Source organism: Yoonia sp. F2084L (assembly GCF_023015625.1).
Taxonomy (GTDB): Bacteria; Pseudomonadota; Alphaproteobacteria; order Rhodobacterales; family Rhodobacteraceae; genus Yoonia.
The window spans coordinates 1-26,003 of the sequence record NZ_JALKAH010000007.1; the positions used below are offsets into that span (position 1 = coordinate 1).

Sequence of the window (26,003 nt, forward strand, 5' to 3'; positions counted from 1 at the left end):
CTGGAACCCATCGGGAATATCCCGCCTGCAGAAGCCGAGGCAAACTTCTACGCGGCTCTGGAAAGATCAGACATGGCCGCGTAACTAAGACAAATCAGCCTCCGGCAAACCCGGCGCGGTTCAAATAGCCTGCGGACTGCCGATTGCCAAATGACCGGTATGGTAGACAGAATTCAAACAAGGCGCAGCTTTGACAATTCATTTTTCGAAAACCTGAAGAGCGCAGCCTAAAGGAGGAATCTATCTGCGGCATCTAGCGGTAGCGATCCAATAGTGGTTGCAGTCGACCCAATGGACTATCAACACTTGGAGATTCTCCTATCATCTAGTTCAGATTTGGTGTTTCATCTCAGAATATTGCGCCAATTCCGTACCTCTTCTTTGCGAGTTTTGTTTGAAGAACCCAGAAAAAATTGATGTTTTCATAAGCTATAGCGAACGAGACACCCGCGAACTTGTGCCAATTGTGGAAGAACTTCGGGCCCGTGGCTGCAGTGTTTGGTGGGCTGAAGATGGCATTGAGGAGGGACGTTGGGATCACGCTATCGAAGACGCACTGGCTTCTTCGCGAAGGGTTCTGGCCTTCCTAAGTGCAAACGCAGATCGAGCTGACAGAGGCTACATTTTCGACGAGGTGGAAACCGCTCGGTCAGAAGATAAGCTGATACCTGTTGTGATCGGCAACGGGGGGAGGTCTTTTGCGCTAAAAGGCCTGACGGCGTTGCTAAAACGATACTCATTTGCGGATTTCGGCAGTGTCTTGTCGTCTGAAGAGTTCGAGAAACTGGCATCGATACTGGGCTTTTCTAAGAAGGCGGCAGACATTGAGGAGCCCCCTGATGCCGATAAAAGACTAGATGCGTGGTTTTCCGGAATTGAAGGTATGTTTGGTCTGGACGGCTCAATCCGTGCATACTCATTCATGTTGTCTTGTGCATTTTTTGAGGACGGACCTTTCTCAGAGGTCCAACAGATTTCTGAAGCTCTCGTTCAAAAGTTAAGAACACAGGAAATAGTGGCAAATGGCGAATTTGACCGTGAATATCCTCGTAGGACCGGCCAACTTCTAGAAATGTTAGAATGCGAGTTGGTAGACGTGGAGCATACCTACACGAAACTGCGTCAAGAAGTAGTCCGCTTTAAAGATCGACAACGTGCGGCGGCAGCTCTTAAGTTTGCATGGCGTGAGTTTCCAGATCGCCGGGCCGCATTAAAAGACTGGTTAAGCAATGTTGTCAGCTCAGCGTCTAGTGAAGGCCATATGCGGGTTGGGCTAGCTTTAGGTCTGTTGGGCCAAATCGACTTTCTCGGCACTTTTCGAGAAGTTCTAAGCCCGTGGCTACTTGGCGCCAATGATGTGCAAGTTAGAACCGCGGATATAGCGTTAGCGGTAGCCGCGTTTGACCCTGCCGTTGGGGCAACAATAAGCCACACAATTAAAGGGTGGGCAGCGTCAACTGACGCCAATGAAAAGTCAACAGCCGTTCACTTAGCCTGTGGGCTTACCGGCGCAAGGCTATCACATTCAGCTATTGATATTCTGCGGATCGCAACATCTTCAAACATCGATACGCTTCCCACTAGATTGATGGATTCTTTGCAACGTGGACTACGTGCGCAGCTCGAGGTTCACTCAACCGATACAGATACCAGCCTCTTCAACCTAAACAAGCTTGTTGCTGACATATCCACCTGGATCGCTGATAGCTTGACTAATGGATCGGGATCGCAGCGTACAGATCCCAAGCGTGCAATACCACTTCTTATGTTTCTTGTAGTGGTTGGAGGACTTCCGATTGCACCGAAGTCAGCCAGCAACCGCAGCACTTCTCTGCAAAGTCTACTTCGAACTCCTAGGTCAGCTGCGCAGGTGGCCGCGGTTATGAACCTTGCCTTGTCGCAACACAAAATCAATGGGATTAACTCAAGAGACATTTCCAAAGGCATCCTGAGGCGATGGATCGAAGTCTGCAGACGTAGCATCGAGGAGAAACCGAAGGAAACAATTTCAGTTGAGAGGCGAGAAACACTATTGAGATTGGCAGCCTTGTTGCAACAAACAGCTGCGAACGAGAACGATCGCGACAGAGTCGAATATATCTTCAGAGGCCTATTTACGTCGAATGAGATGCTTGAAGCGAAACCCAACCGCACAGGCTCTAGAGGTAAGGAAGAATGGAAATGACATATAACCCAATAATTAAGACGACCAACCAATATCCACCTCAAGAACCTGGCACAATTATTGTCGTCACAAGCGATAGCAAAACCTATCTTCCAGAAAATAAAGATCGCTCAATTATCAGGATGATCCAAGACTATTCATCTCCGAAGCTGTTGGGCATTGCAGTTAGCATTTTAGTACTTCTTTGGTTCTTGATTGGAATCCTTGGGGTATTTCTTCTCTGTATTTTGTTGGGAGCAAGCAGTGCATTCATGCTTCTGAACCGTGACCACCCCGTTACCACAGCCTTGCTTGGTGCCGGCCCCAAATATCATCTTGTCGATGTTTCCACGCATACAATTAAGGATGAACGCTCTATTCAACTCGCTGATGCAGGTGTTCATGCTACAATTGAAATTGAATATCAAGTATCCGCAAAGAACGCTGTTTCTGTTGTCGATGCTGGAGTGAAAGATGTACGGGAATACTTGTCTCAAAAAATTTACTCAAAAGTCAAAGAAGTTGCATCAATTGGGACATTAGAGGACAAACTCACATCTTTTCGTAGTGAATTGAACAACGTTGCTGGCGCTCTTTGTAGTAGCGAATTCGACGAACTCTTCTTGATCTATGGATCCACTATTGATGCCCGTGTCGATGGCAAGACCGGCGAACAGCTTTCTGTTCTCGCTACATCCAGTCTAGAGCGACAGAGTGTAGAGGAAGATGCACGCAGAAATGAAGCCGAGCGTAGGTATTTCGAGAAGCTCATCTCAAGTCCCGATGCTTTATTTGCGGAAATGATGAGGCCTGGTGCAGATAAAAGCGCAATTGAGAACGCAATGCGCAATCAAATGGAACAAGAGAACTTGACATATGCGAGGAAACTCGAACTACTTAAGATGGCTCTTGAAAGCGGCGTCATAGAGGAACGTCAGCTTAATATGGATTATCCGGACTTTATCAAAGATATCTCAAATACACTTAGGGACGTCACGATTGGTAAGGAACAAGAGGCAAAGAAGATCGAAGATCGGAAGGAAGACGAGTCCGAACAGGAAAAGTAGGCACCAAATTGAGCACGACATGTGATACCAATTTCTAGGTTGTGTAGGCGGCACCATGAAAACACCGATATTTGTTAGTTTTGATTTCGACAACGACAAGCGGCTCAAAGACTTTATCATAATGCAAGCACGTCGCGCCGACTCGCCGTTTCAGGTCATTGATCACTCTTTGAAAGAGGCAGCACCCGAACGTAGTTGGGAGACCAAGGCCTCCCGCGCGATAGCTCGCTCTCGCGTTGTCTTGGTGATGGTTGGCCGTGAGACATTTCGCGCGCCCGGCGTACTCAAGGAAATCGCTATGGCGCGCCAACACGGCAAGAAAATTGTTCAGATCATCGGATACAAGTATGGACAATATACCCCAGTAAAAGGCACGGGACAGCTCTATCGATGGAATTGGGAAAACCTGAAAAAGATCCTCGCGTGACAGTATCGAAAGATCGTAAACCAGAATGAAGTCATTTTACGAAATCTGCATGTTCGGTCGAACAGAGAACGCCTCCAAGGAATTGGAGACCGCGCTGACGGACCATTTATCTGAATTTGATCTGAAGATCGGCGACGAAGTCGCTTTGGATCGAAGTGGGACAATCAAAACCAAGAATCCCAAATGTGCCTCTGTTGGTCTGTTTTTCGGTGACGATCCAGCGCCAGCATATGATCGGCCCGCTGCTCTCACAGAATACGACCCCATCATCCCCATCGTCACTTCACTGGACCGATGCAGCGTTGAGTTGCCGCTAGAAGCATCCCCGTTCAATGCTATGGCATCAGCTGAACCAAACGCGTCAGTGAGGATAGCCTCTGCGACCGCCGAGTGCCTCGGACTGGTGCCAAGTCGTCGCCGGGTGTTCTTAAGCTATCGTCGAATAGAGTCGCGAGAGGTTGCGCTTCAGCTGTTTGACGAGTTGAGCCAACGTCAGTTCGATGTCTTTCTTGATACCCATGAAATCAGACCGGGAGCGTTGTTTCAGGACGTTCTTTGGCATCAGATGAGCGATTGCGATGTCATGCTCATGCTCGACACCAAATCCTACTTTGAAAGCCGTTGGACGTCAGAGGAATTTGGACAAGCAAATCTGAAAAAAGCATCAATCTTGCGTCTCGGTTTCCCAGGAGTCACGCTCGACAAAAATCTATCTGTCACGGATACAGTTGAGCTCGAGAACTCAGATTTCTTGGCGAACGGAACGTTAAGTGACACCGTGCTTGATGAGGTGGCCGATAGCCTCGAACGGTTGCGAAGTAAGAGTGTGGCGGTCCGGCAATCATGTCTTGTTGGCTCACTTAGAACAGCGGTTGAACAAATGGGTGGTGACCTCGGAGACGCTGGTCAAATGCGCCGTGTCATGGCCTCATTCCCGGCAGGGGAAAAGTTGCAGGTTTACCCGATCGTCGGCGTGCCTACATCCGAGGTCATCAACAGGATAGTACTCGATGCGGGCAAAGAGGAATGTGCCCTATTGTACGATCACGTCGGCGTTCTAGAGAGTTGGCAAGAACATTTGGAATGGCTTGGCCAACGCATTGATCGCTTTCATTGGATAAAGGCTGGGTCTTCCTTTCAGAATCTGCAGGATGTGTTGTCATGACCGGCGAACCCGCAGTCTTTCTTTCTGCCAGCGTTCCTCAGGAAGGCCGTCTTGGATCAGAAGACTTTGACCCATTCCTGATCAAAGAAGCCGTATCAGCCTTAATTGAGGTTGTTCTCGGACGATACCTGTTGGTGTGGGGTGGGCAACCAGCTATCACGCCGATGATATGGGAAGCCGCGAGACGGTATGACGTCTCCTACCCCGACGTTGTGACTCTCTATCAAAGTGCTATCTTCAAAGATCGGTATCCTGAAGAAAATACGAAGTTCGGAAATTTCATCGAAACACCGGCAACACCTGACAATCAAGACGCCAGTTTGGAGCGTATGCGAATATCTATGCTGTCGGAGCACAATTATAAGGCAGCCGTCTTCATCGGCGGGATGGAAGGCATTCGCGACGAATACAGCCTCTTTGCCAAGCTCAACCCCGACGCCATCCTCCTGCCGATCCCGTCTCCTGGTGGATATGCCCGTACGCTATATGAACAGACAGAAGGCCTTCCGCCGGAACTGAATAGGGCCGTCGATTATACATACTGGCTGTACAAGTTGCTCGACGTTGATCTCGCAACAACGCGCCGAGCTTCACTCAAGTAGTTGGCCGAGCGATTGGCATTCGGTTTGCGCGTAAATGCATACGATTTGTCGAAATGAACACCCATAGAACCTTCTTCGCGTCTAGTTGGAACACACCCGACTTGCGCGCCCTCCGAATGACTATTTGGGAGCGCTACGAGACTGACCAGCGTGGGCAAGTATGGGTTGCCGAGGGGATAAGACCTGACCTTGATCCCGCAAGCGCCACAGAACAGCTTGAAATCATCGATGCCTGTCTTGACGCTATCGAAGCCTCACGTGAATTCCTGCTATTGGACACCGGTGAATACGGCTCATTCCTTCATTTTCTGGACCAGACGTGTGGATCCTTGCGAAGCACGTGCTGTGGCAAAAACCGTCTGGCGGCAATCGCAAATATCACCAAGCAGTCGAATGATTAGAAGAAGGCGTATCGGCATTTGCGGGAAAGGCTCGGGACCAAAATGGTCGGTATCCAGCCTAGCGTTTCAGTCGCGTCAAAAGTACCAGACACGGCGACATGAACGTCACGGCCACGGTCAATAAACTCTTCAATCAAAGCACCTCGGAAGTTTTGTAGAGAACTAGGTAAAGAGGCTAGAAAAACTATCACGTTCGACCTGCTGAGGTTGAAACGAAGCTGGATGCTAAGCAGTAGAAGGGAGAAATTCGCACTAAACCTACATGAGGCGGCATCGAATGATTCATCATATCAAATAGATTTGCTCGGTGGGGCACGATCATGTTTGACCGCGTACCGGATTCAAGCTAGCAGAATCTCTTGTTGAGATGAAGTAATAAATTGGTATGAGAAACATCCACTGAAACGTAAATGCCTCAGGATAGGGATTGGTGTTGGCGGCAAGAGTCACAGCGACCAGGGCGGAGCCGAAAAACGCGTCATATTTGCGCGCAGCGCCCCTAATCTGTCGAGTCAAGAACAATGCAATCGAATAGATCAACGGAAGGCATAAGACCAAGGTTCCCACAATGCCGAGCTTGTAGATCAAAGCAAAAAACACGCTCTCATAACGCCATGGAAAATCCGTGCTACGAATATAGTCGACCCCTATTCCATGCCCGGCACCCAAAAACCATGTCTCCTCTGCGCCCCGCATCAGGGCAGCAATCTGGGCAGGCCGTTCGACATCGCCAGAAACGGCTTTGTTCAAGTGTCGATTAAGTAATTGAACCACATCCACATCAAGCAGAAAGTCCATACTCTGCAAGATTCCGAACCCCAAGACTGCGAACAAAGGCAAAGTCGTGAAGAGCCGCTTCAAGATAGTACTCGGATTTGAGAGGAAATGAAAAGCAGCTCCTACAATTAGCCCCCCAATGGCAAGAGTTCTTCCCGACGCTATACATGCTAAGGCCAAGGCAAAAAGGATCAGAATGCCGAATAAGCGCGAAGGCAGAATACTTGGGCTTGAGGCAAATGCAGCACCAAGAAATATGAGCGAGCCCGAAACGTGCATGATTACTCCGGAATAACCCGATTCAATATGTACGTTGGCACGAGAGCCAAATACTGCCACCGCTTGCGGACCAAAATTGAGGAAAAGAAACATGTAAACCGCCACAGAGGCTGCGGCTATAGCCGCTAAAACGGCAAACGACTGAACGATCTTATCGACGCCTAAAGTCTTCCATGCGCGGTCTATTACAATGAGCCACAATGCTGGGGAGACCATATAAATGAAAATAGTCTGTACTGCTGCTTGGATTGGCGCACCGTGAATTGCCCCAACTACGATATAAAGCATGGTTACCAACCAAGACAAACCTATCAAGACAAGCGCTAATTGTGTTATAGTGATTTTGTAATAGCTCGCCACTATCGCACCCACTACCAATGCAACAGCAAGCATCACCTGTTGTGCATTTGGTAGCACAATGGCATTCAGCGCTATGAACAAAATTATGATAAGAAAACATCTACGCATTTTAATTTTTTCGATTCCACATTGTGAATCACTGCTCAGTTTCGAAAACCATTTCAAGCATTTCTACTACGCGAGGCCCAGTGCTTTGAATGGAATAGCTATCATGAACCAATCTCCGACCATGCATTCCCATTTGACGGCATTTTTTAGGTGCAGCACAAAGGTTTGCGGAGTTCGAAACCCGTTTTCCTTGTTATACGAGAATACTTAAGAGATGAGGATTAAGATTCGGGGCACGTCATCTCTTATTGGCAATTGGTTGCTTGGGTCTGTCTTGCCACAAGGAAAACAATAGAACAATCAACATGGGCAAGAACATCGTTTTTTGCCTAATTGCGATTCCAAGGTTTGCTGTCGAATTAGCCAATACAAACCAAGATGCCAATACGAAGAGAAGGAAGAAAACGAATTCGAAACGGCCCAACGCTGACCGAGTCCGTCTTTTTCTAAGTATCACAGCCAACAAGAGCCCCAACAGCAATAGGTTTTCTAAGGACACCACAAGGCCAAGTATTCCTCCAGCATCAAACAGAAGCGGCCTGAACAGATACGTAAACATGCGCATGGGAACGGACATAGCTGCAATATCCACCGAGCTGCCACCGCCAAGATTGTAACCCTGTCTGGTTTCGAATAAATCGTTGATAGCGCTCAAATTGCTTGCTTCACCAAGTCCGACATAACTCAAGGCGAATTGTACGCCAAAAGCGCTGAGCGGCACGGCAACTGCCAGTAGTGCAATTTTTTTGTAGATACCAACTCGTGATGAGATCAATAATGCAAGGCAAAAAGACAAAAGAAATATGCCTGCCATGTGGGGGCGTGGAACCAGAAACAGCAGCGCAGACAATGCAATGACAGGCGCTCGACGGCTTATATCCAAGGCAGCCCAAGTCGCGAGACCCGCAGCCATAAACGTGATCGCATCCTTTCCAATTGCCGAACTCCAGAAACTCATTCCTGGAAGGTATATGAAGGCGATACTAAATTTTCTTACCTGGCGGTGACTTCTTTCTGTTACAATTTGCAGCGCTGAAGCGAAGGACAGCAACCCGATGTATCCGATTATATTAAATAGTAGAAATAGGTTGCCATATGATAGTTTTAGAACTTGCGTAAAAAAGGACAAAAAGTGATATACTCCATGAGTTCCAAACCTGAACCCAGAATCGTGGTCAAGTGAACGAATGTAGTATTGCGCTGAATCTGCAGAATTATTTAGTGAGTACCAAAAATAAAATATGCAAAAAAAACTATGCCATAAATAGAGCGCAATCGCTCGCTTTTGTGGAATGCAAAAGATCCGCTTTTGAGCAATGGCAACAGAAAGCCCGGCTAAAAATAACAGCAAACCCGCTGCAATATGCCATAAACTGCCTGCAAATAATAGCATATCAACGAATCTCTGTTACCGTATTCCGCAAAGTCTCAAACATCAAAACGATCCAAAATTGGCGTCGACGGCCCATGATCTCTTGATGGAGTCCAGTGTTCGCTTTAGCTGGCTAGTTTTCCACCATATGGGTAATATTCGAATTGCGCTATGAAATTGCGAGAGAGGCACTACGAAATGCGATGTATGTAGCCTTAGATCACGCATGGTCGAGGTGCTCGAGAAAAGCCACTGCATCACGCATGGTCGAGGTGCTCGAGAAAAGCCACTGCATCACGCATGATCATTTCTTTTTCGATAAATTGACGAGCCTCGTTTCTCACTGTCAGGCGACTGAAGTGTTTCATCTTTTCGCCAAATTCTATCATTTGATGAAGGGAGATATCTGAAATTTTCCTATGATATGCAAAAACGTCTGGAAAGGCCGTATCAACATGCCCGGACAAGATGGGAAGCCCCATTGCCAAGACCTCTCGGTTCTTGAGAGTTGCCGCTTCCTCAAGCCCTTTGCGAAATAATGCTAGAGAACCTAGACTAAAATCACACTTTGCAAGGATTTCTCGATATTCCTTCTCTTCCATAGTCCCGTGATCTTGAAAGGCTGGATGCTGCTCGATCGTTGCTTTTAGCACATCAGGGATATGCCCTATGAGGTGGATTTTGAGGCGATCTTGTTTCGCCGGTTGCTCAAGCGCTTCGACTAGAAGGTCTAGTCCGTGCCAAGATGAAAACGTACCGCATAAAAAGGCAACATGAATGTCAAATTCAGATCGTTCGTCCTGAAGAACCTCCACTTCAGATAAAGTAATACCGTTGGGAAAGGTATGAATCTTTGCCGAGGCTTGATACAAATCTCTTTCATAATTTGCTATTTCTCCTGTGACTCCAAAAATGGCACAAGACTTACGTACTAAAAAACGACCTGAGAACCGTTCGAGCCAGGACGCCCAACGGCCCTTCCAGTTACTACGAACGAGTTTCAACTCGGCCACTTCCTTTGCGTGATGGACAGAAACCCTATTCTTGATCAAGGAAGCAAACAAGAAAGCAAAGGGATCGAATGTCATATGCCGCATAAGAACGAAATCTGCGTCGCGACTATGCTTCAAACAAATCAACCACCCATAGAGATTCCTTAAGAATACTGGCCTGAACGGCAAAGGGATTTGATGAATAAACGGCTGGTCGCTTTCTCCCGATTGATACCCGACAGTTTCCCACTCGAAGTCTTCTATTCTATTCGAGGACGCAAATTCTGATCTGAGTTGTTTGATTTGGCCTGCTGTGAACCTGCGCACGACCGACATATGTATGATCTTCACAACTATTATCTCTTTTCTTGGCTACTAGTCAGCTTGAAATTTTTCTTGCAGCGAAGCAACCCTGTGGGTAGTTTTGACGCTCTTATCGCAATATAGAAAAAACAACACGCTCTGCTGCGTCACCTTCGCCGTAAATTTTCTGTTGCACGACTGCCTCTGGGATTTTTGAGAAGGCTTGTGATTGCATCAAACTGCGCCCCAACAAGCACATTCGCTCCGATTTCTACCAGTTCCACCCACTCGGTCTCATCGCGCAGAGTGATACAGGGTTTCCCGTGAAAATACGCTTCTTTCTGAACACCCCCGGAATCCGTTGCCACAAGGGCGCAATGGGCCTCAAGCCAAACCATCTCCAGATACCCGACAGGATCGACAATGTGCATGTTGTCAGAGGGTTGGATGCCATGATCCTTCAGACGCGCCCGTGTTCTGGGGTGCAATGGCAAAACGATCGACTTCTCTGACTGGGCGAGCCCGGCAAAGATGGCGGCAAAGCGCTGTGGATTGTCAGTATTCTCCGCTCTGTGAATCGTGGCAAGAACGAACTCATTCTCCGAAATCGGCAGTTCTTCGAACCAGGAAGGTTTCCGAGCGCGGTCACGATAGAACAATGCAGCGTCATACATTACATCGCCCACCATTTGAACATGATCGCCGCAAATCCCCTCAGAAGACAAGTTTTTGATTGCAGTCTGTGTCGGGGCGAAAAGGCTGGTGGACGCGTGATCCGTCAGAATACGATTGATCTCTTCCGGCATTTTTTTGTTGAAAGATCGCAATCCAGCCTCGACGTGCGCAACTGGAATATGCAGTTTCACGGCTGCCAAAGCCCCGGCCAACGTAGAATTCGTGTCGCCGTAAACCAGAACAACATCGGGGCTTTCTTTGAGCAAGACACTTTCTATTTCTTCCATTTGGCGACCGGTCATCTTGCCGTGACTACCCCCGCCAATACCAAGATGATAATTCGGTTTGGGAATGGACAGTTCTTCGAAAAAGACGTCTGACATATTCGCATCATAGTGCTGACCTGTATGAACAATCACTTCATTGACATCGTCTCGACCCGCAACTGCTCGAGATACTGTCGCGGCTTTTATGAATTGGGGGCGAGCCCCGATAACTGTGAGTAGTTTCATGTTTTGACCTTTACAAAAACGCGCAAAAGCATAGCGAGATCATTTCTGGTTGGTACGAAGCATTCCTGCCAAGAAATGTTGACCAATCTTTTTTGTAACGTCAGTCGGACAACAACACTAAGCGTGTAAGACAGGGTTGTGGCAAAGGCGGCACCTGTGAATCCATAGGCTGGGATCAGCACTAAGTTCGCGAGGGTATTGACCAGTAAAACCAAGCCCGCAAGCGCTAGATTTATTCCCACCCAACCGCGCGCAGCGAAATCATTGGCAATAACGCGGCCAAGAGAAAACAGGGTGATACCGGGCAGCAAGATGATAAGAGCACCGAACGCGCTGCCGAAATCTGATCCAAATAGAAATTGAATCAGTGGTTGCGCAATGATTCCAAGCAGTGCCGCTGCCGTCAAGGTGACCCACAGAACTATCCGCGCCATAAGCGGGGTGAAAGTACGGCGTGCGTTTTCGTCTTTTTCCATTGCTGACAGCCGGGGGAAGATCACGGTGGATACTGCCTGTGAGATCATCCACAGCTGCTCAGTCAAGCGCACGGCGACGGAATAGATACCAGCAGCAGCGGGTCCCGCGATCAGATTGACCAAAAGCATATCCAAGCGATAGTTCAGGAAGGATAGGATGTTACCCAAATGCGCCTTGACGCCATATCTTATCGCTGGCCGCAAGTATTCCATTCCGGCTATAGAGGGCGCAGTCAGGAGCGTGTGCTTGCTCAAAAGGGCCAGCGCTGCGATCAGGGAGAGGAAATGCGCTGACGCAATGACGAGCAATACTGTGATAATATCCACGTTATTTGTGAACCAGAGCAGGCAGACTCCAGTGAATGACAGGAACGGTTGCACAAGCACTGCAATGTTGAAAGCGCGAAAATCTTGCAAGGCTTGGAACAACCCCGAGACTATCCCCGCCAGCAAACTGGTCGGGTAGATCAACAGCGCCAACAACAACGCGATTTGTGGGACGCCAGGAAACACTGTGTCGCCAATTACTACGATTACGCATGTCCCAACGGTCAACCCCAACGGACCCATTACCAATACAAGGTCACGTGACGCGGCCCAAGCCTGATGCAATGGGAACTTGCGCGAGGCAACGAAATAAACGTTTGCGCTGGCCAATCCAAGGTTGAGCAGTTGAGACATTGTCATCGGCAACAGCAGCGCGACGGCGTATGCGCCCGCACCCTTTGGTCCCAAGACGCGCGCGACGATCAACAATATACCAAGTTGCATTAGGCCAGCTAGAAACTGGCGACTGAATGTGAGCACAATGTCGATACCAGTACGGCGCATGGAAGTGGGTTTGGTCATGATTGCTTGATTTCGACCAGGCGCTGCCAGTCGGGGAAAACGGCATCCCATGAGGATATCGCATGAAGGTGTTCACGGGTTTCAATGGAGGAACCAGCGGCTTTGATCCGCCATACCATCAAAGCATCGGAGCGAAGGTTCGATGCCATGTCAGCAAGACTGCGAAATGGTCGGATGGCCGATCCGAAGCCTGGCATTTTATTGTAGGGCAGGTGGTCACCAGAAAGTACAAGGTTACCAGCATAAACAACTTCCTGCACGGTACCACTGAACGCGTCAGAAACAGAGTGGTTGATCAACACATCCGTTGCGCGACGCATTAATGCTGACTTCTCCGGCCCATGAAACTCTTCCAAAGCGAAAAACTGTGCCCTCCCAGTTTTGAGATTTATTAGCTCACACTTCTTTTTAATAGCACTAGAAATAGAATTAGAGCCATACTGGATCGGCACAACAAAAGTCAGGTTTTCAAATTGATCTAGATGTGTTTCGAAAAACTCAAGGAGATCCATCTGTCTTTGCCCCGGAGATGCTGAATATCCAAGGCAAACCAGGTCTTTTTCTCGGTCAAAACCAAGCATTGATTTGGCTTTAGAAGGCGTAATCTCGTCTATTTTCAGTATTTCATCAAAGACAGAAAGGCCGAACCTGATTATCTTCGGAGAACACTTGGTCAAGAAAGGAAAGTCTGAGAGCAGCGCGTTTAATACATTATCATTGGTCGCAGCAATAACATCGATTCGCCTGAAACCGACTCGTAATAAGAAATCAAAAGATTTTTTGCGGCGCAACACATCGCTACCATAAGCTAGCCCAACGACGCGATAGAAATGCCTAGACAGCATAGGGATGAGCCAAAAGGTATCTAGTGATAAATAGTGGATAACTGCTGTTTGATCTTTTGGAGACGCCCTAATAAGCTTCCTGACATTGCGATATCGCTCAAACATACGCCACAATTTATGAATAATACTATTACCACGTATCTGATTGTTCACTCTGTGGGGATCAATAACAGAAATTCGGATGCCTCTTTCAATTAGAGTATCTCGCGTTCTGGTTACAAAGACTGAAGCCTCAGTACCAATAAAAACAGCGCTGGCGGTGTTACTCATAGATTGGCCTTCAGCGCAGATACAATTTTCTCCAACGTGATAATCTCCATATAAGGATGCATTGGCAGGCTCATCACTTCATCAGCAGCCCTATCACCATGGGGAAGGTTGACATCTTTGTCTGCGACAGCTGGCTGACGATTTAAGGGCAAAGGATAATGTACCGTTGTAGGAACCCCGTCGTTCTTTAGCGCGGCTTGCACTTCAGACCGATTTTGTATTCGAACAGTATATTGAGCCCAAGCAGATTGATTATCTTGAGAAATATGTGGGGTGACCAGACCCAATGGTTTCAGTGCCGCCTCATAGAATTCAGAGACGTGCTGTCGTGCCGTAATCTCGTCATCCAGGATTGCCAGTTTAGGTAGTAGAATTGCGGCTTGCAGTGTATCGAGCCTAGAGTTTACGCCGACCCTTGCATGGTAATAACGGCGCTCTTGCCCGTGCCGTGCAATTTGACGGAGAGCTTTGGCAAGTTCTGGATCAGAGGTGAACATCGCCCCGCCGTCCCCGTAGCATCCCAAAGGCTTTGAAGGAAAGAAACTTGTGCATCCAATTGTTGTGAGATTGCACGATTTTAGGCCTTTGTAAGCGCCACCAAAGCTCTGTGCGCCATCTTCGATAACAGGAATCCCATGGCGTTCCGCTATGCTGTTGATAGCATCAAAATCGGCAGGCTGACCATAAAGGGAAGCAGCGATGATCGCTTTGGTGCGCGGGGTGATTGCAGCTTCAAGCAACTCTGGATCTAAATTATACGTCAATGGGTTGATGTCGACGTATTGAATCGATGCCCCAAGAAGAACGGCAGATTCCGCCGTGGCAATATAGCTAAAGCCTGGCGAGATAACTTCGTCCTCAGGACCAACTCCTAGCGCCATTAATGCAATTTGGAGCGCGTCAGTGCCGTTTGCACATGTGATGCAATACTTCGCACCACTATAAGTCGCCAACCGTTCCTCCAGCTCATCTACTTCGGGCCCGAGGATGTATTTTCCGTGTGCCAGTACGCGTGCGATGCCGGCCTCTATCTCTGGTCGAATGCGCTCCTGTTGAGCCGCAAGATCAACAAAGGGTATCATTCTGAGTTTTCCTCGCGGGACATTTTTCCATCAGTGAGCTTATAGAGGTCACCTGTGTGTGGACATATTGCTTTCCCATTCCCGGTAATTGGGAGGTCTAAGCGTTCTCCAAAGCTACTCATCCAACCGATATGTCGCGCGGGTGCCCCAACCACCAAAGCGAAAGGAGCGACATCACGGGTCACGACGGCACCTGCGCCCACAAATGCAAACTCTCCGATCATGATGCCACAAACAACTGTGCAGTTTGCTCCAAGAGTCGCACCGCGACCAATATGAGTGTCGCGGTATTCATTCTTTCGCTCCACAAGAGCACGCGGGTTGTGGACATTCGTAAACACCATTGAGGGGCCACAAAAAACACCCTCTTCGAGAGTAACGTTGTCGTAGATACTGACATTGTTTTGAATTTTGCATCGATCCCCAACGATGACTTTGTTGCCTACAAAAACGTTTTGACCAAGAGATACCCCTTTGCCAATCTGCGCGCCTCCACACACATGGGAAAAGTGCCAAACGCGGCTGCCGTCGCCAATTTCGGCACCTTCATCGACAATGGCGCTTGGATGTAGGCTGTAGGTCATCAATCTTTTTTCTTCACAAATGGATGCATTTCGCCGCTCGACTGTATTGGAGCCGTGCGGATATGAGATACCGTCTCAATCGCCACGCGGTTTTCTTCTAGGGCAAAACCACGCCCTGCGAGAATCTCTTCGTAACTACGGTTGTGCAGGTCGGTGAAACCACCCGAAAACTCAATTTCCCGACCGTCCACTGTGATCGAGCGATAGGTACGCTGGCCTTGATCGCGCGCGGCTTCCGGAACGTCGTCAATATTCGATGACAAAAACCAACGGACCCTTGCATTTTCGTATTCAAGATAGCCCGCAGCTCGGGTTGGATCATTTAGGTGAACTTGGTTTTCCTGTAGCTTCCCAAATATGAAATGCAACATGTCAAAGAAATGCACGCCAATATTAGTCGCAATACCGCCAGATTTTTTTTCATTGCCCTTCCAGCTTTGTAGATACCAATTCCCTCGTGATGTAATGTAGGTCAGGTCAACTTCATGTTTTGTATCGGAAGCGGCATTGGCGATCTGTTCGCGCAACGCAATGATAGCAGGATGAACGCGTAACTGGAGAATCGTGTTGACCTTGCGCCCCGTGTCAGCCTCGATTTCTTGCAGACCGTCGATGTTCCAAGGGTTAAGCACCAGAGGCTTTTCACAGATTGCATCGGCCCCAGAGCGCAGAGCAAATCGCATGTGACTGTCATGGAGATAGTTGGGTGAACAAATGGAAACGTAGCTTACTCCATTCCCATTGCGTCGCAGTTTGTCGATATGTCGATCAAATCGTTCGAATTCAGTAAAAAAGTCGGCATCTGGGAAGTGGCTGTCAATAATTCCGACTGAATCATTTGGATCAAGCGCCGCTACCAACAAATTTCCTGTTTCGCGAATAGCGATCATGTGACGGGGCGCAATGTAACCAGCAGCCCCAATGAGAGCGAAGTTTTTCATTTGGTTTCCTCGTGTCACAACCGCAGATCACTTTGACCGGCGGGTGGGACGTATTTAAGATCGTAATGAACGTGGCCTCCGCGGCACAGTTGGCGCATACCAGACGCCCCCATGTCCACAAATTCCTGATGTGCGACGGCAACAACAACACCATCATAGGTGCCGTCCATAGGTTGCTCGATAGGGGTAGCGCCGTATTCACTCTGCGCTTCAGTGCTGTCGACCCAGGAATCGTCTACGTCTACGCCGAAGTCTTTTAGTTCAGAAATCACGTCTACAACACGGGTATTGCGTAAATCTGAACAGTTTTTCTTGAAGGCCAGCCCCATGACCAGCACCCGCGCGCCCTGCACATGACTTCGTTTGTTCAGCGGGCATTTTACGAGTTGGCCCGCCACATACGGGCCCATACCGTCATTTAGGCGCCGTCCCGCCAAGATGATTTGGGGGTGGTGGTAGCCGGTCGCTTCCGCCTTGTAGGTTAAGTAGTAGGGGTCGACGCTTATGCAGTGACCGCCTACCAATCCGGGGCGGAATGGTTGAAAATTCCATTTGGTACCTGCCGCCTGCAGCACGGCCTCGGTATCGATGCCCATTTTGTTAAAGATGACAGCCAGTTCGTTTACCAACGCAATGTTCAAATCTCGCTGGGCATTCTCAATCACCTTTGCAGCCTCTGCCACGCGGATTGACGATGCCTTATCCGTCCCTGCAACAATGATTGACCCGCAGGGCGTATCGGCAATATCGGCTATATCAGGTGTAGAGCCAGATGTGACTTTCGTTATCGTTGACAAACAATGCTGTTTATCTTCAGGGTTAATCCGTTCTGGACTATAGCCTGCAAAGAAATCCTCGTTGAAGCGCAGGCCGGAAATCCGCTCTGGAACGGGACCGCAACCTTCCTCAGTAGCGCCTGGATAAGCGGTTGATTCATGTATCACCAAATCGCCGGGCTTTAGAACCTTTCCGATGGTCTCAGAGGCTCTTAAGAGTGGGGTCAGATCAGGACGTTTATGGGCATCTATCGTGGTTGGAACTGTCACGATAAAAACAGTGTGCTCCGCGATATCTTCCAACTTTTTGGTAAATGACAGGCCCTCAGCTGAGCTGAGTTCATCATTTTCGACGTCAAGAGTGGAATCGTGACTCGCGCGCAATGTCTTGATATGATTTGTGTTTATGCCAAAGCCCACAACTGAACGCTTCTTGTCGACTTCTGCGGCAAGAGGCGGGCCAACATAGCCAAGCCCGATGGCTGCCAGTTTAGATGTTTTGAGGGACAGCCTGTCCATATTAGCCTCAGACATTATAATACTCACAATGCCTTTCCACGAAGTACGCGATCCCGTCACGATATTCTGTTTGTGGTCTATAGCAGGTTAATTTTTTTAGCAAATCGGCATATGCCCAAGTCGCAGGCAGATTGACCAGTTGCGTTGGCACATAGTTGCGGATCGCCTTTTTGCCCAAGACGTTCTTAATGGCATGAATGAAATCCAACAGTCCGACTTTTTCGCAGTTGCCAGTGTTGACGACGCGATAAGAGGCGACAGGAGAAAGGCTATGACTTTTTTCGATCTCATCCCCCGAAGCGGGGCGTTCTGGGGCCGATTCGACAAGCATGCGACTACCGCGCACAAGATCGTCGACATAGGTAAAAAGGTGAAGGCCGATAAATTCTGCGGTTCCTGTGACCAGAACTTTTCTCTGCGTCACGCCGTTATGTCCCGTCATAATCAATCGCGTTACTGGGTGCTTCCGAACGAAGCGCTTCAATCTCTTCTTTAAGCGCATCAAACTCCGCCATTTTACGCGCCAGAAAAGCACGGGTCAGCGCTGCCCTTTGCGCAATCCCCATCGGAGTCAAAACATATGCGTATCGCCTTTTATCTTTTGCGGCTGTAAAGTTTCCTAGCCTCACGAGACCTTTGTCCACCAGCGCGTTTAGAACGTAGTTCATTCGACCAACGCTAACGCCTACAGCTTGCGCAAGTTCGCGTTGTGATATTTCAGGGTTGTCCTGAAGCAGGCGAAGGACCCGGAAGTGCGTGTCTTCTTGAAGCTTGGTGCGTGTCATATTTGATCGAGAGCTCGAAAAGCAACCGCACTAGAGCAGACTTGGCGGCTCCCTGTGAGGTAGGTTTGGCGAGGATACATCTTATCGTTCATTTTTGAACGATAGCAAAAAGTGAAAGCGCGAGCAACAAGAAAGCGCGCTGCGATAGTCCGAGGCAATTGGTGAGGTAAGCCATCCTCAATATGAATGCGAGGATAACCTGACTGGCCGCCGCACCCGCAGCGAATGCCCTGAAACCGTCCTCTTTGTCGGGTGACCAAGTTTTCAGCCCCAGCCACCCAGCTCCCTTTCAGGAGTGTCAGTTCAGCACCTCACGTTGCGCCAGACGTTGTTCAAGCCGCTCCAGCACTTCACTTTTAACCCAACCCCTTTGACCACCCCCGACTACTTCACCGTCAAACATGCACATGGTGCGTCATGTGCGATCTTTTGTGATGTGCTGCCCAACAGCAGGCTGGCGATACCGCCCATGCCGCGTCGGCCTGTGACTATTAGGTCTGATCCCGTCGCCTCTGCCGTGTGTATCACCTCGGCCGAAGGCACGCCCACGCGCACGATCTGGCTGGCGGGTTCCACCTCTGACTTGCGCGCAAGATCTGCAGCCTGCGCCATGATCGCCTGACCGGATGCCATCAACTGTTCCATATCCACGGGCACATCAATGGCACCGATGCCAATCGCCATGCTGGATGGGGGCATTTCGGGGGCGTGTATCAGGTGGATTTTCCCCTCATATCGCTTTGCCAGATCACATGCGATTTCAAGCGCACGCCACCCGTGATCTGACCCGTCAATTGCGACTGTGATATCGGCAAACATAGCTGTTCTCTCCTTCTTTGGTTCGCCAGAAGTATAACAATGTCTGCGTCAACTTGCCTTGACAGGGGTCAACCCAAACAGCCTGAACAACGCAAAAGGGGCAGGCGAATGCCTGCCCCTTTTGCGTTGATTTTCGCCGTCTTCTTAGTCGATCAGCGCATTCAGTGTCTGCGATGGGCGCATCGCAGCAGAGGCTGCTGCCTCTGATGGGTTGTAGTACCCGCCCAAATCAATCGCCGTGCCGCCCCCTTGGGACAGTTCCGCCACGATTGCGGCTTCGTTTTCTGCCAAGGCGTCTGCAAGCGGGGCAAAGGTGGTTGCCAAATCAGCGTTGTCAGATTGTGCCGCCAAGGCCTCTGCCCAGAACCGCGCGAACCAGTAATGGCTGTGCCGGTTGTCGGGCTGCCCAACCTTGCGCTGGGGCGAGTGCCCTTCAGCCAACAGTTTTTCCGTCGCAGCATCAACCGCATCGCCCATCACATTGGCCGCAGCATTGCCTTTGGACGCACCAAGAAACCGCAGGCTTTCGCCCAAGGCGCAGAACTCTCCCAGAGAGTCCCAGCGCAGGTGGTTTTCACCCACTAACTGTTCGACGTGCTTGGGTGCAGAGCCGCCGGCACCCGTCTCAAAAAGACCGCCACCATTCATCAAACCAACAACAGACAGCATCTTGGCCGAGGTACCAACCTCAAGGATTGGGAACAGGTCGGTTAGATAGTCGCGCAACACGTTGCCTGTCACGGCGATGGTGTTGTCACCTGCATAGATCACCTCAAACGACCGCGTTGTCGCCTCGCGCGGGGCCATGATCTTGACCTTATCCGCAACACCTGCCTTTTCGAGCGCCGGTTCGACGTACTGCAAAAGCTGCGCGTCATGGGCGCGGTTGCGGTCGAGCCAAAAGATCGTCTCGTACCCAGTGGTTGCCATGCGGTCGAGCGCAAGCTGTATCCAGTTTTCAATCGGCGCGCGGCGGGCAGAGGCCATGCGCCAGATATCACCGGCCTCGACCTCATGTGTGTGCAGCACGTCACCGTTGTCTGCGATCACGCGCACCGTGCCGTCTTGTGGAATCTCAAATGTTGTCGGGTGCGACCCGTATTCTTCGGCCTTCTGCGCCATCAGGCCCACGTTTTGCACAGTACCTGCGGTCACCGGATCAAGCGCGCCGTTGGCTTTGCAGAACTCAACCGACGCATCATATACCGGCGCATAAGAGCTGTCGGGGATCACGCAGTTGGTGTCACCCTCATTGCCATCCGGGCCCCAGCCTTTGCCGCCCGCACGGATCACCGCAGGCATAGAAGCGTCGATAATCACGTCGGAAGGCACATGCAGGTTGGTGATACCCCGGTCGGAATTCACCATGTAAAGCGGTGGGCGCTCGGCCAGCAGCGCATCAATCTCGGCCCGGATCGCCTTGCCATTTGGCATCGCGTCGATGGCATCAAACAATGTGCCAAACCCCGCGTTCGGACTGATCCCGGCAGCCGCAAAATCATCTGCGTATTTGTCAAAGACCGGCTGCAGGTAGGCGACAACAGCATGGCCAAAGATGATCGGGTCCGAGACCTTCATCATCGTCGCCTTCATATGCAGCGAGAACAGCGTGCCATCTTCCAGCGTGCGTGCAATCTGCGCATGGAAGAAGTCCTTCAGCGCCTTGGCCGACATGAAAGTCGCGTCGACAATCGTGCCCGCAGGCATCGCGATCCCGTCTTTCAGCGTCGTGACAGAGCCATCAGCGCCCGTCAGTTCAATCTTCAATGTCTGCGCGTCAGACAGCGTAACGGACGTCTCATTCGAGAAGAAGTCGTTTGCGCCCATCGTGGACACGCGCGTTTTGCTATCCCCAGACCATTTGCCCATCCGGTGCGGGTTCGCTCGGGCGTAGGCTTTGACCGACGATGGCGCGCGGCGGTCTGAATTACCTTCGCGCAGCACCGGGTTCACGGCGGACCCTTTCAGCGCGTCATACTGTTTGCGCGCTTCGACTTCATCCGCCGTCTCGGGCGCATCAGGATAATCGGGGATGTCATATCCCTGACCCTGCAATTCCTTCACGGCTGCGACCAATTGCGGCACTGAGGCCGAGACGTTGGGCAGTTTGATCACATTCGCGCTGGGCTGTTTGACGACGGTGCCCAGCAGCCCCAAATCATCATGCACCTTTTGCGCGTCCGTCAACCGCTCAGGGAACGCTGCCAGAATACGCCCCGCAAGCGAGATGTCCTTGGTCCCGATTGAGATATCTGCCTGCGACAAAAACTTGCGCAAGATCGGTAGCAAAGAGGCAGAGGCCAGTTGCGGCGCTTCATCGGTTTTTGTGTAAATAATATCGGGGAGGGTCTGATCTGACATGCGGATGTCCTCGTGGTTTATGTCGTGTTTCGTCTGCTTTTTGGCCATCGTACCTTAGCTCAATTGCGACGACCGGATTTCCAGCACATCACTAGTGGAACAGGTCGCGAAATGGAATGCCCTTTGGTGTACAATTGTACACAAAGTTGCTCATACGCCGATAAACAAGGGAAAACTGACCCCCAACGCCCATGCCAGCACCAGACCAAGCGCCAATGCGGGCGCTGCTGGACCTACTCTGACAGCCACACTGCGGCCCATCGTGCCAAAGACCAGATAGAACAAGACCAGCACTGGCGCGATCATGATCAGGAAGAACAGCCCGCTGAAATCCAGGGCAACAGCGATGCCGAGCGACACAAGGAAGGCCAGACGCACCATGACCCGCCGCAACAGTCCCGCTTGTGCGGTCAAAAGCGTATCTGCCAGCATGTAGGGCACCGCGCCCAGCGCCAAGGCTGCGATGATCCACAGGCGGTCCGCGGTTGGCCAAAAGTTCGCCGCATAGCGATCCAGCAGAAACCCAAACAGCGCGCACCATGCAATGAGAAGCGCTACTGCGGTCCATGAAATGCCTCCGACCCGAGCGCCCCACCAAACCAGAAAAAGCAGTTGCATCACCCCAAAGATGAACAAGTGCAGCCCAAGGTAATCAGCAACGAGGACAGGCAAAATATCCGGCGTCAGCGGGACCGCGATGAACGGCGTGGCCAAGGCGGGCAGCAGCAAGACCGCTGCAATCTGGCCGTTGCTAATGCTCGTGGGGCTGATCAAACGGCGTTGCAATAGCACCGCCAAAGGCCGAAACAGCAACACGATCCCCACAAGCAGTCCAAGAATTGCCGTCCCGGTGGGCAGGGTCCGCTGATCTGAATGACGGTCGTAAAACGTATCCAACCAAGCCAGCGCCTCAGCCCGGCCAGCGCGGCTGTGCAGGATCGACACATGCTCTGTCAACGGACCAACAACAGCCCGCCTGCGCACACCGTCCGATGTCACCGTTTGCCCTTCCACGGCATCTGACGCCACCATCTGCACCGCCTCTTGGGCAAACCCGCGCAACCCTGGTTCCCACGCGCCGGTCACAAGCAGCAAATCACGCGGCGATGTGGCATCAATCACCTGCGAGAAAGCGGAAATCAGAACCACCGGCCCAATGTCAGACCGTTCTTGCGCCACGCGCGCCAGAATATCGGTGGCCATCGAATGACCTATCAATGCGACCGGCGCCCGATCAACGGCGATCCGGTCCAGCACATCCGCTGTCTGCTCCATCAGCAAACGTGTCGTCCCATCAAGGGCATTTACATCACCCGACATCGGGTCTGGGTGACGACCATGACCCAGAAATTCAAACACAAACACCTGATACCCGGCCCGCGCGAGGGGCAAGGCATAGCCCTGCATCATCTGCTGCGATCCGGCAAAACCATGCGCGATCAGGACCTGCGGGCCATCAGCCTCCGGCAGCGCGTATCGCGTAACCGGGGTATTGCCGACCTTGACGGTGCTGATGTCCACACCGTACCGCGCAGCTTCCAGCCCGAAGAGCGACGACAGGCTGATGATAATAGCAAAGATGGTTCTCATCTCACACGCTCCAAAGGGCGGGTGGTGCCGCTGATAGGACTTGAACCTACGACCCCATCATTACGAATTGTTTGGTGGTATCGTTTGACTATGTGGCATTCGGGCGTACCGGACCTGATGAAATTTCACAACACTATGGCAGGAAACGCAAATTTTTATAGGCTATCTTGCACTGCTTCGCACCTGTCCACCGCTGGTTGTACTCAGCTCCCCTACTAACGCCATATTAATCAAGATTTGCCCTACTAATCTGCAAAATCGCTCTGCGCTGGGCGAACATGGCCACCTTGAATCGGCTGTACTGGTACACCCTACCCAATGCACGGCTTTTTGGGCTACAGGCTAGTGGTGCGCTCTCGGGTCAGCACCTCTCTCGGGCCAACTTCGAAACCCTGCATGAATCAGCAGACTAAAATACTAAGAGCAGATGTTCAGACAGCCGCGGTCAAAGTCGGCTTTGCGGCTGCGACACGCTCAAACAGAAAAATTCCGGGCTGTGACGATTCTTCGATACATTTCAGATAGTTATGATACCTTCATAAGGCAAGACTAACTTTTGAGGATCCTTATGAAAAGACGCGTTTGGCTTGTAGCAGACACTGTGAGAACTGATCGAAAGGATATTTTTTGTTTTTTGGATGGGGACCAACACCACGTTGGAACGATTATCTCGGGAAGCAGGAAATACCTTGAGCGGTTCGAATCTGAAATTTCGCTTATTCGCAGAAGCCCTGAAATGAAAGGCCTCCTCCAGTCTTTGGTTGATGAAGGGCGTTCTAACAGTATTTGCATTGACCGTATTCTGCAGCTTGCGCATGACGCCAGAGCGATACTCGACGAAATTGACGCACCCTTTGAGGAAGGGTGACGCGTCAATCCGGTCTTAGTTCAGCGAACTTATCTGCTCGGGATTTAAGCGCTTCTGAGACGTGAGCGGGCCTAAAGTCTGCAAGCCCGTCGAGCACCCTTTGACTTTGGATACGTTGTAGCAACCAGCGCTTTGCCCAGCCCCTCGTAATCGCAGCAACAGAATTTGATCTGACATCTGCACTAACCTCGACACCGTCGAATCCGAGCAATTGGTCTTTTGCGCCCGGAAACATCTCACAGCCGTAGACCTTCTTCCTGTTGGGTTGCTCAAGGAGCTCACTATCGTTGATTCCTAACAGGTTTAATCCTTCGCGAATCTGGCGTGTTCTCGGGCTGCTTCCCTCGCCGAAAACGCTATTAATCCTACGGCGACCGTATTCTTGGGTTCCCAAAGTACGCATTAGTTGAACTGTTTCGTCGCTAATATGGGTTACAGTAAAACCGGTACTACTATCAATTTTCTTCCAAATTAGGTCGCACTTTAGTTCAGGATGCTTCGAGGCTCGCAATATGAGACTGCTGTATTGGTTACTGCCGACCCCATAGAGAGCTGTTGTCGTAAGCAGTTTTAGATCCGAGGACCGCTGTACTCGCCGCCCTTTGATTTGGGAGGAGATTTCACTTACTTGTTTACCATATCGCCGCTTGTAAATCTCGCGTACTTCTTCGGATGCCATCACGGACGTAACCAGTTTTCCGCAGATGAGCGTGTTGTAGGGAGCCACTGCACCACAAACAGAAAGATCGGCAACTTCCGAAGCCAAATGTACTTTCTTTATTTCCGAAAGCGCAGTTTGCACCGCTTGCTTTCCGTCCTTCTCTACGACCGCTTCGTACAAGGCGGCGCCGGGATGTTTGTCAAACCCATACCTTTTCATGGCTCCAAGTGCCTTCAACAAGGGAATAAGTTGCTCAGCGCGCTTCTTTCTGAACAGGGAAGTCTCTGAAAGCTCTTTCCACTGCTCATTGGTAATTTTCAACTTGTCGAGCCCACGGATATCTACAAGGTAGTCTGTAGATTTTGCCGCCAAGTCTCTTGCTCGATCGCGCAGTGCATTGTGGACAGCCTGATCAAGCGCAAAGAAATGTTCTGACTTCGGATAGTTTAATGCGCTTCGGGGAACTAAATCGTCTGTGCGTATCTGTTTAATGGCAGACTTAATAGCTTCGAAAAGCTTTCGCCCTACGTTGTCGGCGCTCCATCGACCTTCGATAAGGCCAGAAACAAGCTCATCAAACGTCCATCCGATCCATTTGTCTCGGCTCTGCAGGTTCGCTGTTGGGCTGGCTAACAGTACAATGCCGATAACTGGCTTATTTGGCCGTGCCGCGTTCCTAACAAGCAGCCTCAAAGTCCTACCCGGCAACAGTTTGTATTCAAGAGACCAAGTATGGCGGAAGTAACGCCAAATATCTTGCAGCCTATATCCTGTGTATGGACACTTCGTGTCGCCGCGGCATTCTACTAATTCCGGGCAGATAACTGCTCCAAGACCGTCCAGAGCCGCATCAACCTCTTTTGTCGCAAGTTTCTCGAGCTCCTGCGCGAGCTCAGTTCCGTTGTCGATGACATCAAGAACCGACACCGCCTTACCTTCAAAATCCCTCCGTGCCTCCATTCGGCGCATAAACTCGCGATTAGTGGGGTCGGCAAGTTGGCGATTACTAACGGCCTCGAAGCCTTTTCGGATTCGATTTTTTACTTGGACTTCGGTTTCGTCGTTTTTTCGTTCAATGGAGGGCTGTTCAACGTAAATGCGATTGTCTTGAACGGTAATGCTCCAACCTTGTTCGGTAAAATCGGCCAGCATTGAGTAGCAAACGGCAAGACGAAGCTGATCGGAATTTGCGCTCTCTTTGGTCGCGTTGAGGGCGTGTTTGCGCGCTAGGGTCCGATAGTAGATAGCAACATCATAGAAGTCTTCCTCAGCTTGAGATTTGACTGCTGAAACGAGCATGTCGAGTTGTGCGGCGGGCAACTTGCTAGGGGCGAACGCTTTTTTATAGTCATTTTTTTTCATAGTTCATGATA

General features: G+C 50.4%; 22 protein-coding genes. 6 read left to right on the forward strand and 16 right to left on the reverse strand.

The window, feature by feature from the left end; translation table 11 throughout:
• Positions 1-394 precede the first annotated feature (394 nt).
• From MWU60_RS18030 to MWU60_RS18055, 6 genes are all read left to right on the forward strand, one after another.
• The gene (locus tag MWU60_RS18030) at positions 395-2,185 is read left to right on the forward strand and encodes a toll/interleukin-1 receptor domain-containing protein (protein WP_247228793.1); all 1,791 of its coding nucleotides are present in this window, start codon (positions 395-397) and stop codon (positions 2,183-2,185) included.
• Positions 2,182-3,231: a hypothetical protein gene (locus tag MWU60_RS18035; RefSeq protein WP_247228794.1), complete on the forward strand. Its 1,050-nt coding sequence runs from the start codon at positions 2,182-2,184 to the stop codon at positions 3,229-3,231. The genes MWU60_RS18030 and MWU60_RS18035 overlap by 4 nt, the downstream gene beginning before the upstream one ends.
• A gap of 55 nt (positions 3,232-3,286) precedes the next feature.
• Positions 3,287-3,658, forward strand: coding sequence for a TIR domain-containing protein (locus MWU60_RS18040; RefSeq protein WP_247228795.1), 372 nt, complete (start codon positions 3,287-3,289; stop codon positions 3,656-3,658).
• A gap of 25 nt (positions 3,659-3,683) precedes the next feature.
• Positions 3,684-4,823, forward strand: a complete 1,140-nt coding sequence (locus MWU60_RS18045) for a toll/interleukin-1 receptor domain-containing protein (RefSeq protein WP_247228796.1) — start codon at positions 3,684-3,686, stop codon at positions 4,821-4,823.
• Complete coding sequence (locus tag MWU60_RS18050; protein ID WP_247228797.1) at positions 4,820-5,425, forward strand: hypothetical protein; 606 nt, start codon at positions 4,820-4,822, stop codon at positions 5,423-5,425. Before MWU60_RS18045 ends, MWU60_RS18050 begins: the two co-directional genes overlap by 4 nt.
• Before the next feature lie 116 nt (positions 5,426-5,541).
• Positions 5,542-5,826, forward strand: coding sequence for a hypothetical protein (locus MWU60_RS18055; protein ID WP_247228798.1), 285 nt, complete (start codon positions 5,542-5,544; stop codon positions 5,824-5,826).
• 318 nt (positions 5,827-6,144) lie between these two features.
• On the opposite strand, the gene MWU60_RS18060 is transcribed toward MWU60_RS18055, so the two are convergent.
• The 16 genes from MWU60_RS18060 to MWU60_RS18135 all read right to left on the reverse strand — a co-directional run bounded on the left by MWU60_RS18060 (position 6,145) and on the right by MWU60_RS18135 (position 25,992).
• Positions 6,145-7,407 carry a hypothetical protein gene (locus tag MWU60_RS18060; RefSeq protein ID WP_247228799.1) on the reverse strand — a complete coding sequence of 421 codons (1,263 nt, stop codon included), beginning with the start codon at positions 7,405-7,407 and terminating at the stop codon, positions 6,145-6,147.
• Positions 7,408-7,588: 181 nt separating this feature from the next.
• Positions 7,589-8,743, reverse strand: a complete 1,155-nt coding sequence (locus MWU60_RS18065) for a hypothetical protein (RefSeq protein WP_247228800.1) — start codon at positions 8,741-8,743, stop codon at positions 7,589-7,591.
• A gap of 236 nt (positions 8,744-8,979) precedes the next feature.
• Complete coding sequence (locus MWU60_RS18070; RefSeq protein ID WP_247228801.1) at positions 8,980-9,819, reverse strand: hypothetical protein; 840 nt, start codon at positions 9,817-9,819, stop codon at positions 8,980-8,982.
• Positions 9,820-10,184: 365 nt separating this feature from the next.
• Positions 10,185-11,204, reverse strand: a complete 1,020-nt coding sequence (wecB, locus tag MWU60_RS18075) for a UDP-N-acetylglucosamine 2-epimerase (non-hydrolyzing) (RefSeq protein WP_247228802.1) — start codon at positions 11,202-11,204, stop codon at positions 10,185-10,187.
• Complete coding sequence (locus MWU60_RS18080; protein ID WP_247228803.1) at positions 11,201-12,529, reverse strand: oligosaccharide flippase family protein; 1,329 nt, start codon at positions 12,527-12,529, stop codon at positions 11,201-11,203. The genes wecB and MWU60_RS18080 overlap by 4 nt, the downstream gene beginning before the upstream one ends.
• Positions 12,526-13,644, reverse strand: coding sequence for a hypothetical protein (locus tag MWU60_RS18085; protein ID WP_247228804.1), 1,119 nt, complete (start codon positions 13,642-13,644; stop codon positions 12,526-12,528). The genes MWU60_RS18080 and MWU60_RS18085 overlap by 4 nt, the downstream gene beginning before the upstream one ends.
• Positions 13,641-14,726, reverse strand: coding sequence for a DegT/DnrJ/EryC1/StrS family aminotransferase (locus tag MWU60_RS18090; RefSeq protein ID WP_247228805.1), 1,086 nt, complete (start codon positions 14,724-14,726; stop codon positions 13,641-13,643). The genes MWU60_RS18085 and MWU60_RS18090 overlap by 4 nt, the downstream gene beginning before the upstream one ends.
• A complete protein-coding gene (locus MWU60_RS18095) occupies positions 14,723-15,310 on the reverse strand; it encodes an acyltransferase (RefSeq protein ID WP_247228806.1) in 588 nt (195 codons plus the stop codon). Before MWU60_RS18095 ends, MWU60_RS18090 begins: the two co-directional genes overlap by 4 nt.
• Positions 15,310-16,251: a Gfo/Idh/MocA family oxidoreductase gene (locus MWU60_RS18100; RefSeq protein WP_247228807.1), complete on the reverse strand. Its 942-nt coding sequence runs from the start codon at positions 16,249-16,251 to the stop codon at positions 15,310-15,312. The genes MWU60_RS18095 and MWU60_RS18100 overlap by 1 nt, the downstream gene beginning before the upstream one ends.
• A gap of 14 nt (positions 16,252-16,265) precedes the next feature.
• Positions 16,266-17,561 carry a nucleotide sugar dehydrogenase gene (locus tag MWU60_RS18105; protein WP_247228808.1) on the reverse strand — a complete coding sequence of 432 codons (1,296 nt, stop codon included), beginning with the start codon at positions 17,559-17,561 and terminating at the stop codon, positions 16,266-16,268.
• Positions 17,554-17,988 (reverse strand): hypothetical protein, encoded by a 435-nt coding sequence (locus MWU60_RS18110; protein ID WP_247228809.1) that lies wholly within the window; start codon positions 17,986-17,988, stop codon positions 17,554-17,556. Before MWU60_RS18110 ends, MWU60_RS18105 begins: the two co-directional genes overlap by 8 nt.
• Positions 17,975-18,331 carry a MarR family EPS-associated transcriptional regulator gene (locus tag MWU60_RS18115; RefSeq protein WP_247228810.1) on the reverse strand — a complete coding sequence of 119 codons (357 nt, stop codon included), beginning with the start codon at positions 18,329-18,331 and terminating at the stop codon, positions 17,975-17,977. Before MWU60_RS18115 ends, MWU60_RS18110 begins: the two co-directional genes overlap by 14 nt.
• A gap of 384 nt (positions 18,332-18,715) precedes the next feature.
• Positions 18,716-19,150: a universal stress protein gene (locus MWU60_RS18120; protein WP_247228811.1), complete on the reverse strand. Its 435-nt coding sequence runs from the start codon at positions 19,148-19,150 to the stop codon at positions 18,716-18,718.
• Between the two features lie 144 nt (positions 19,151-19,294).
• Complete coding sequence (locus MWU60_RS18125) at positions 19,295-21,511, reverse strand: NADP-dependent isocitrate dehydrogenase (protein ID WP_247228812.1); 2,217 nt, start codon at positions 21,509-21,511, stop codon at positions 19,295-19,297.
• Positions 21,512-21,661: 150 nt separating this feature from the next.
• Positions 21,662-23,101, reverse strand: coding sequence for an alpha/beta fold hydrolase (locus MWU60_RS18130; RefSeq protein ID WP_247228813.1), 1,440 nt, complete (start codon positions 23,099-23,101; stop codon positions 21,662-21,664).
• A gap of 872 nt (positions 23,102-23,973) precedes the next feature.
• Positions 23,974-25,992 (reverse strand): Druantia anti-phage system protein DruA, encoded by a 2,019-nt coding sequence (locus MWU60_RS18135; protein ID WP_247228814.1) that lies wholly within the window; start codon positions 25,990-25,992, stop codon positions 23,974-23,976.
• Positions 25,993-26,003: the final 11 nt, after the last annotated feature.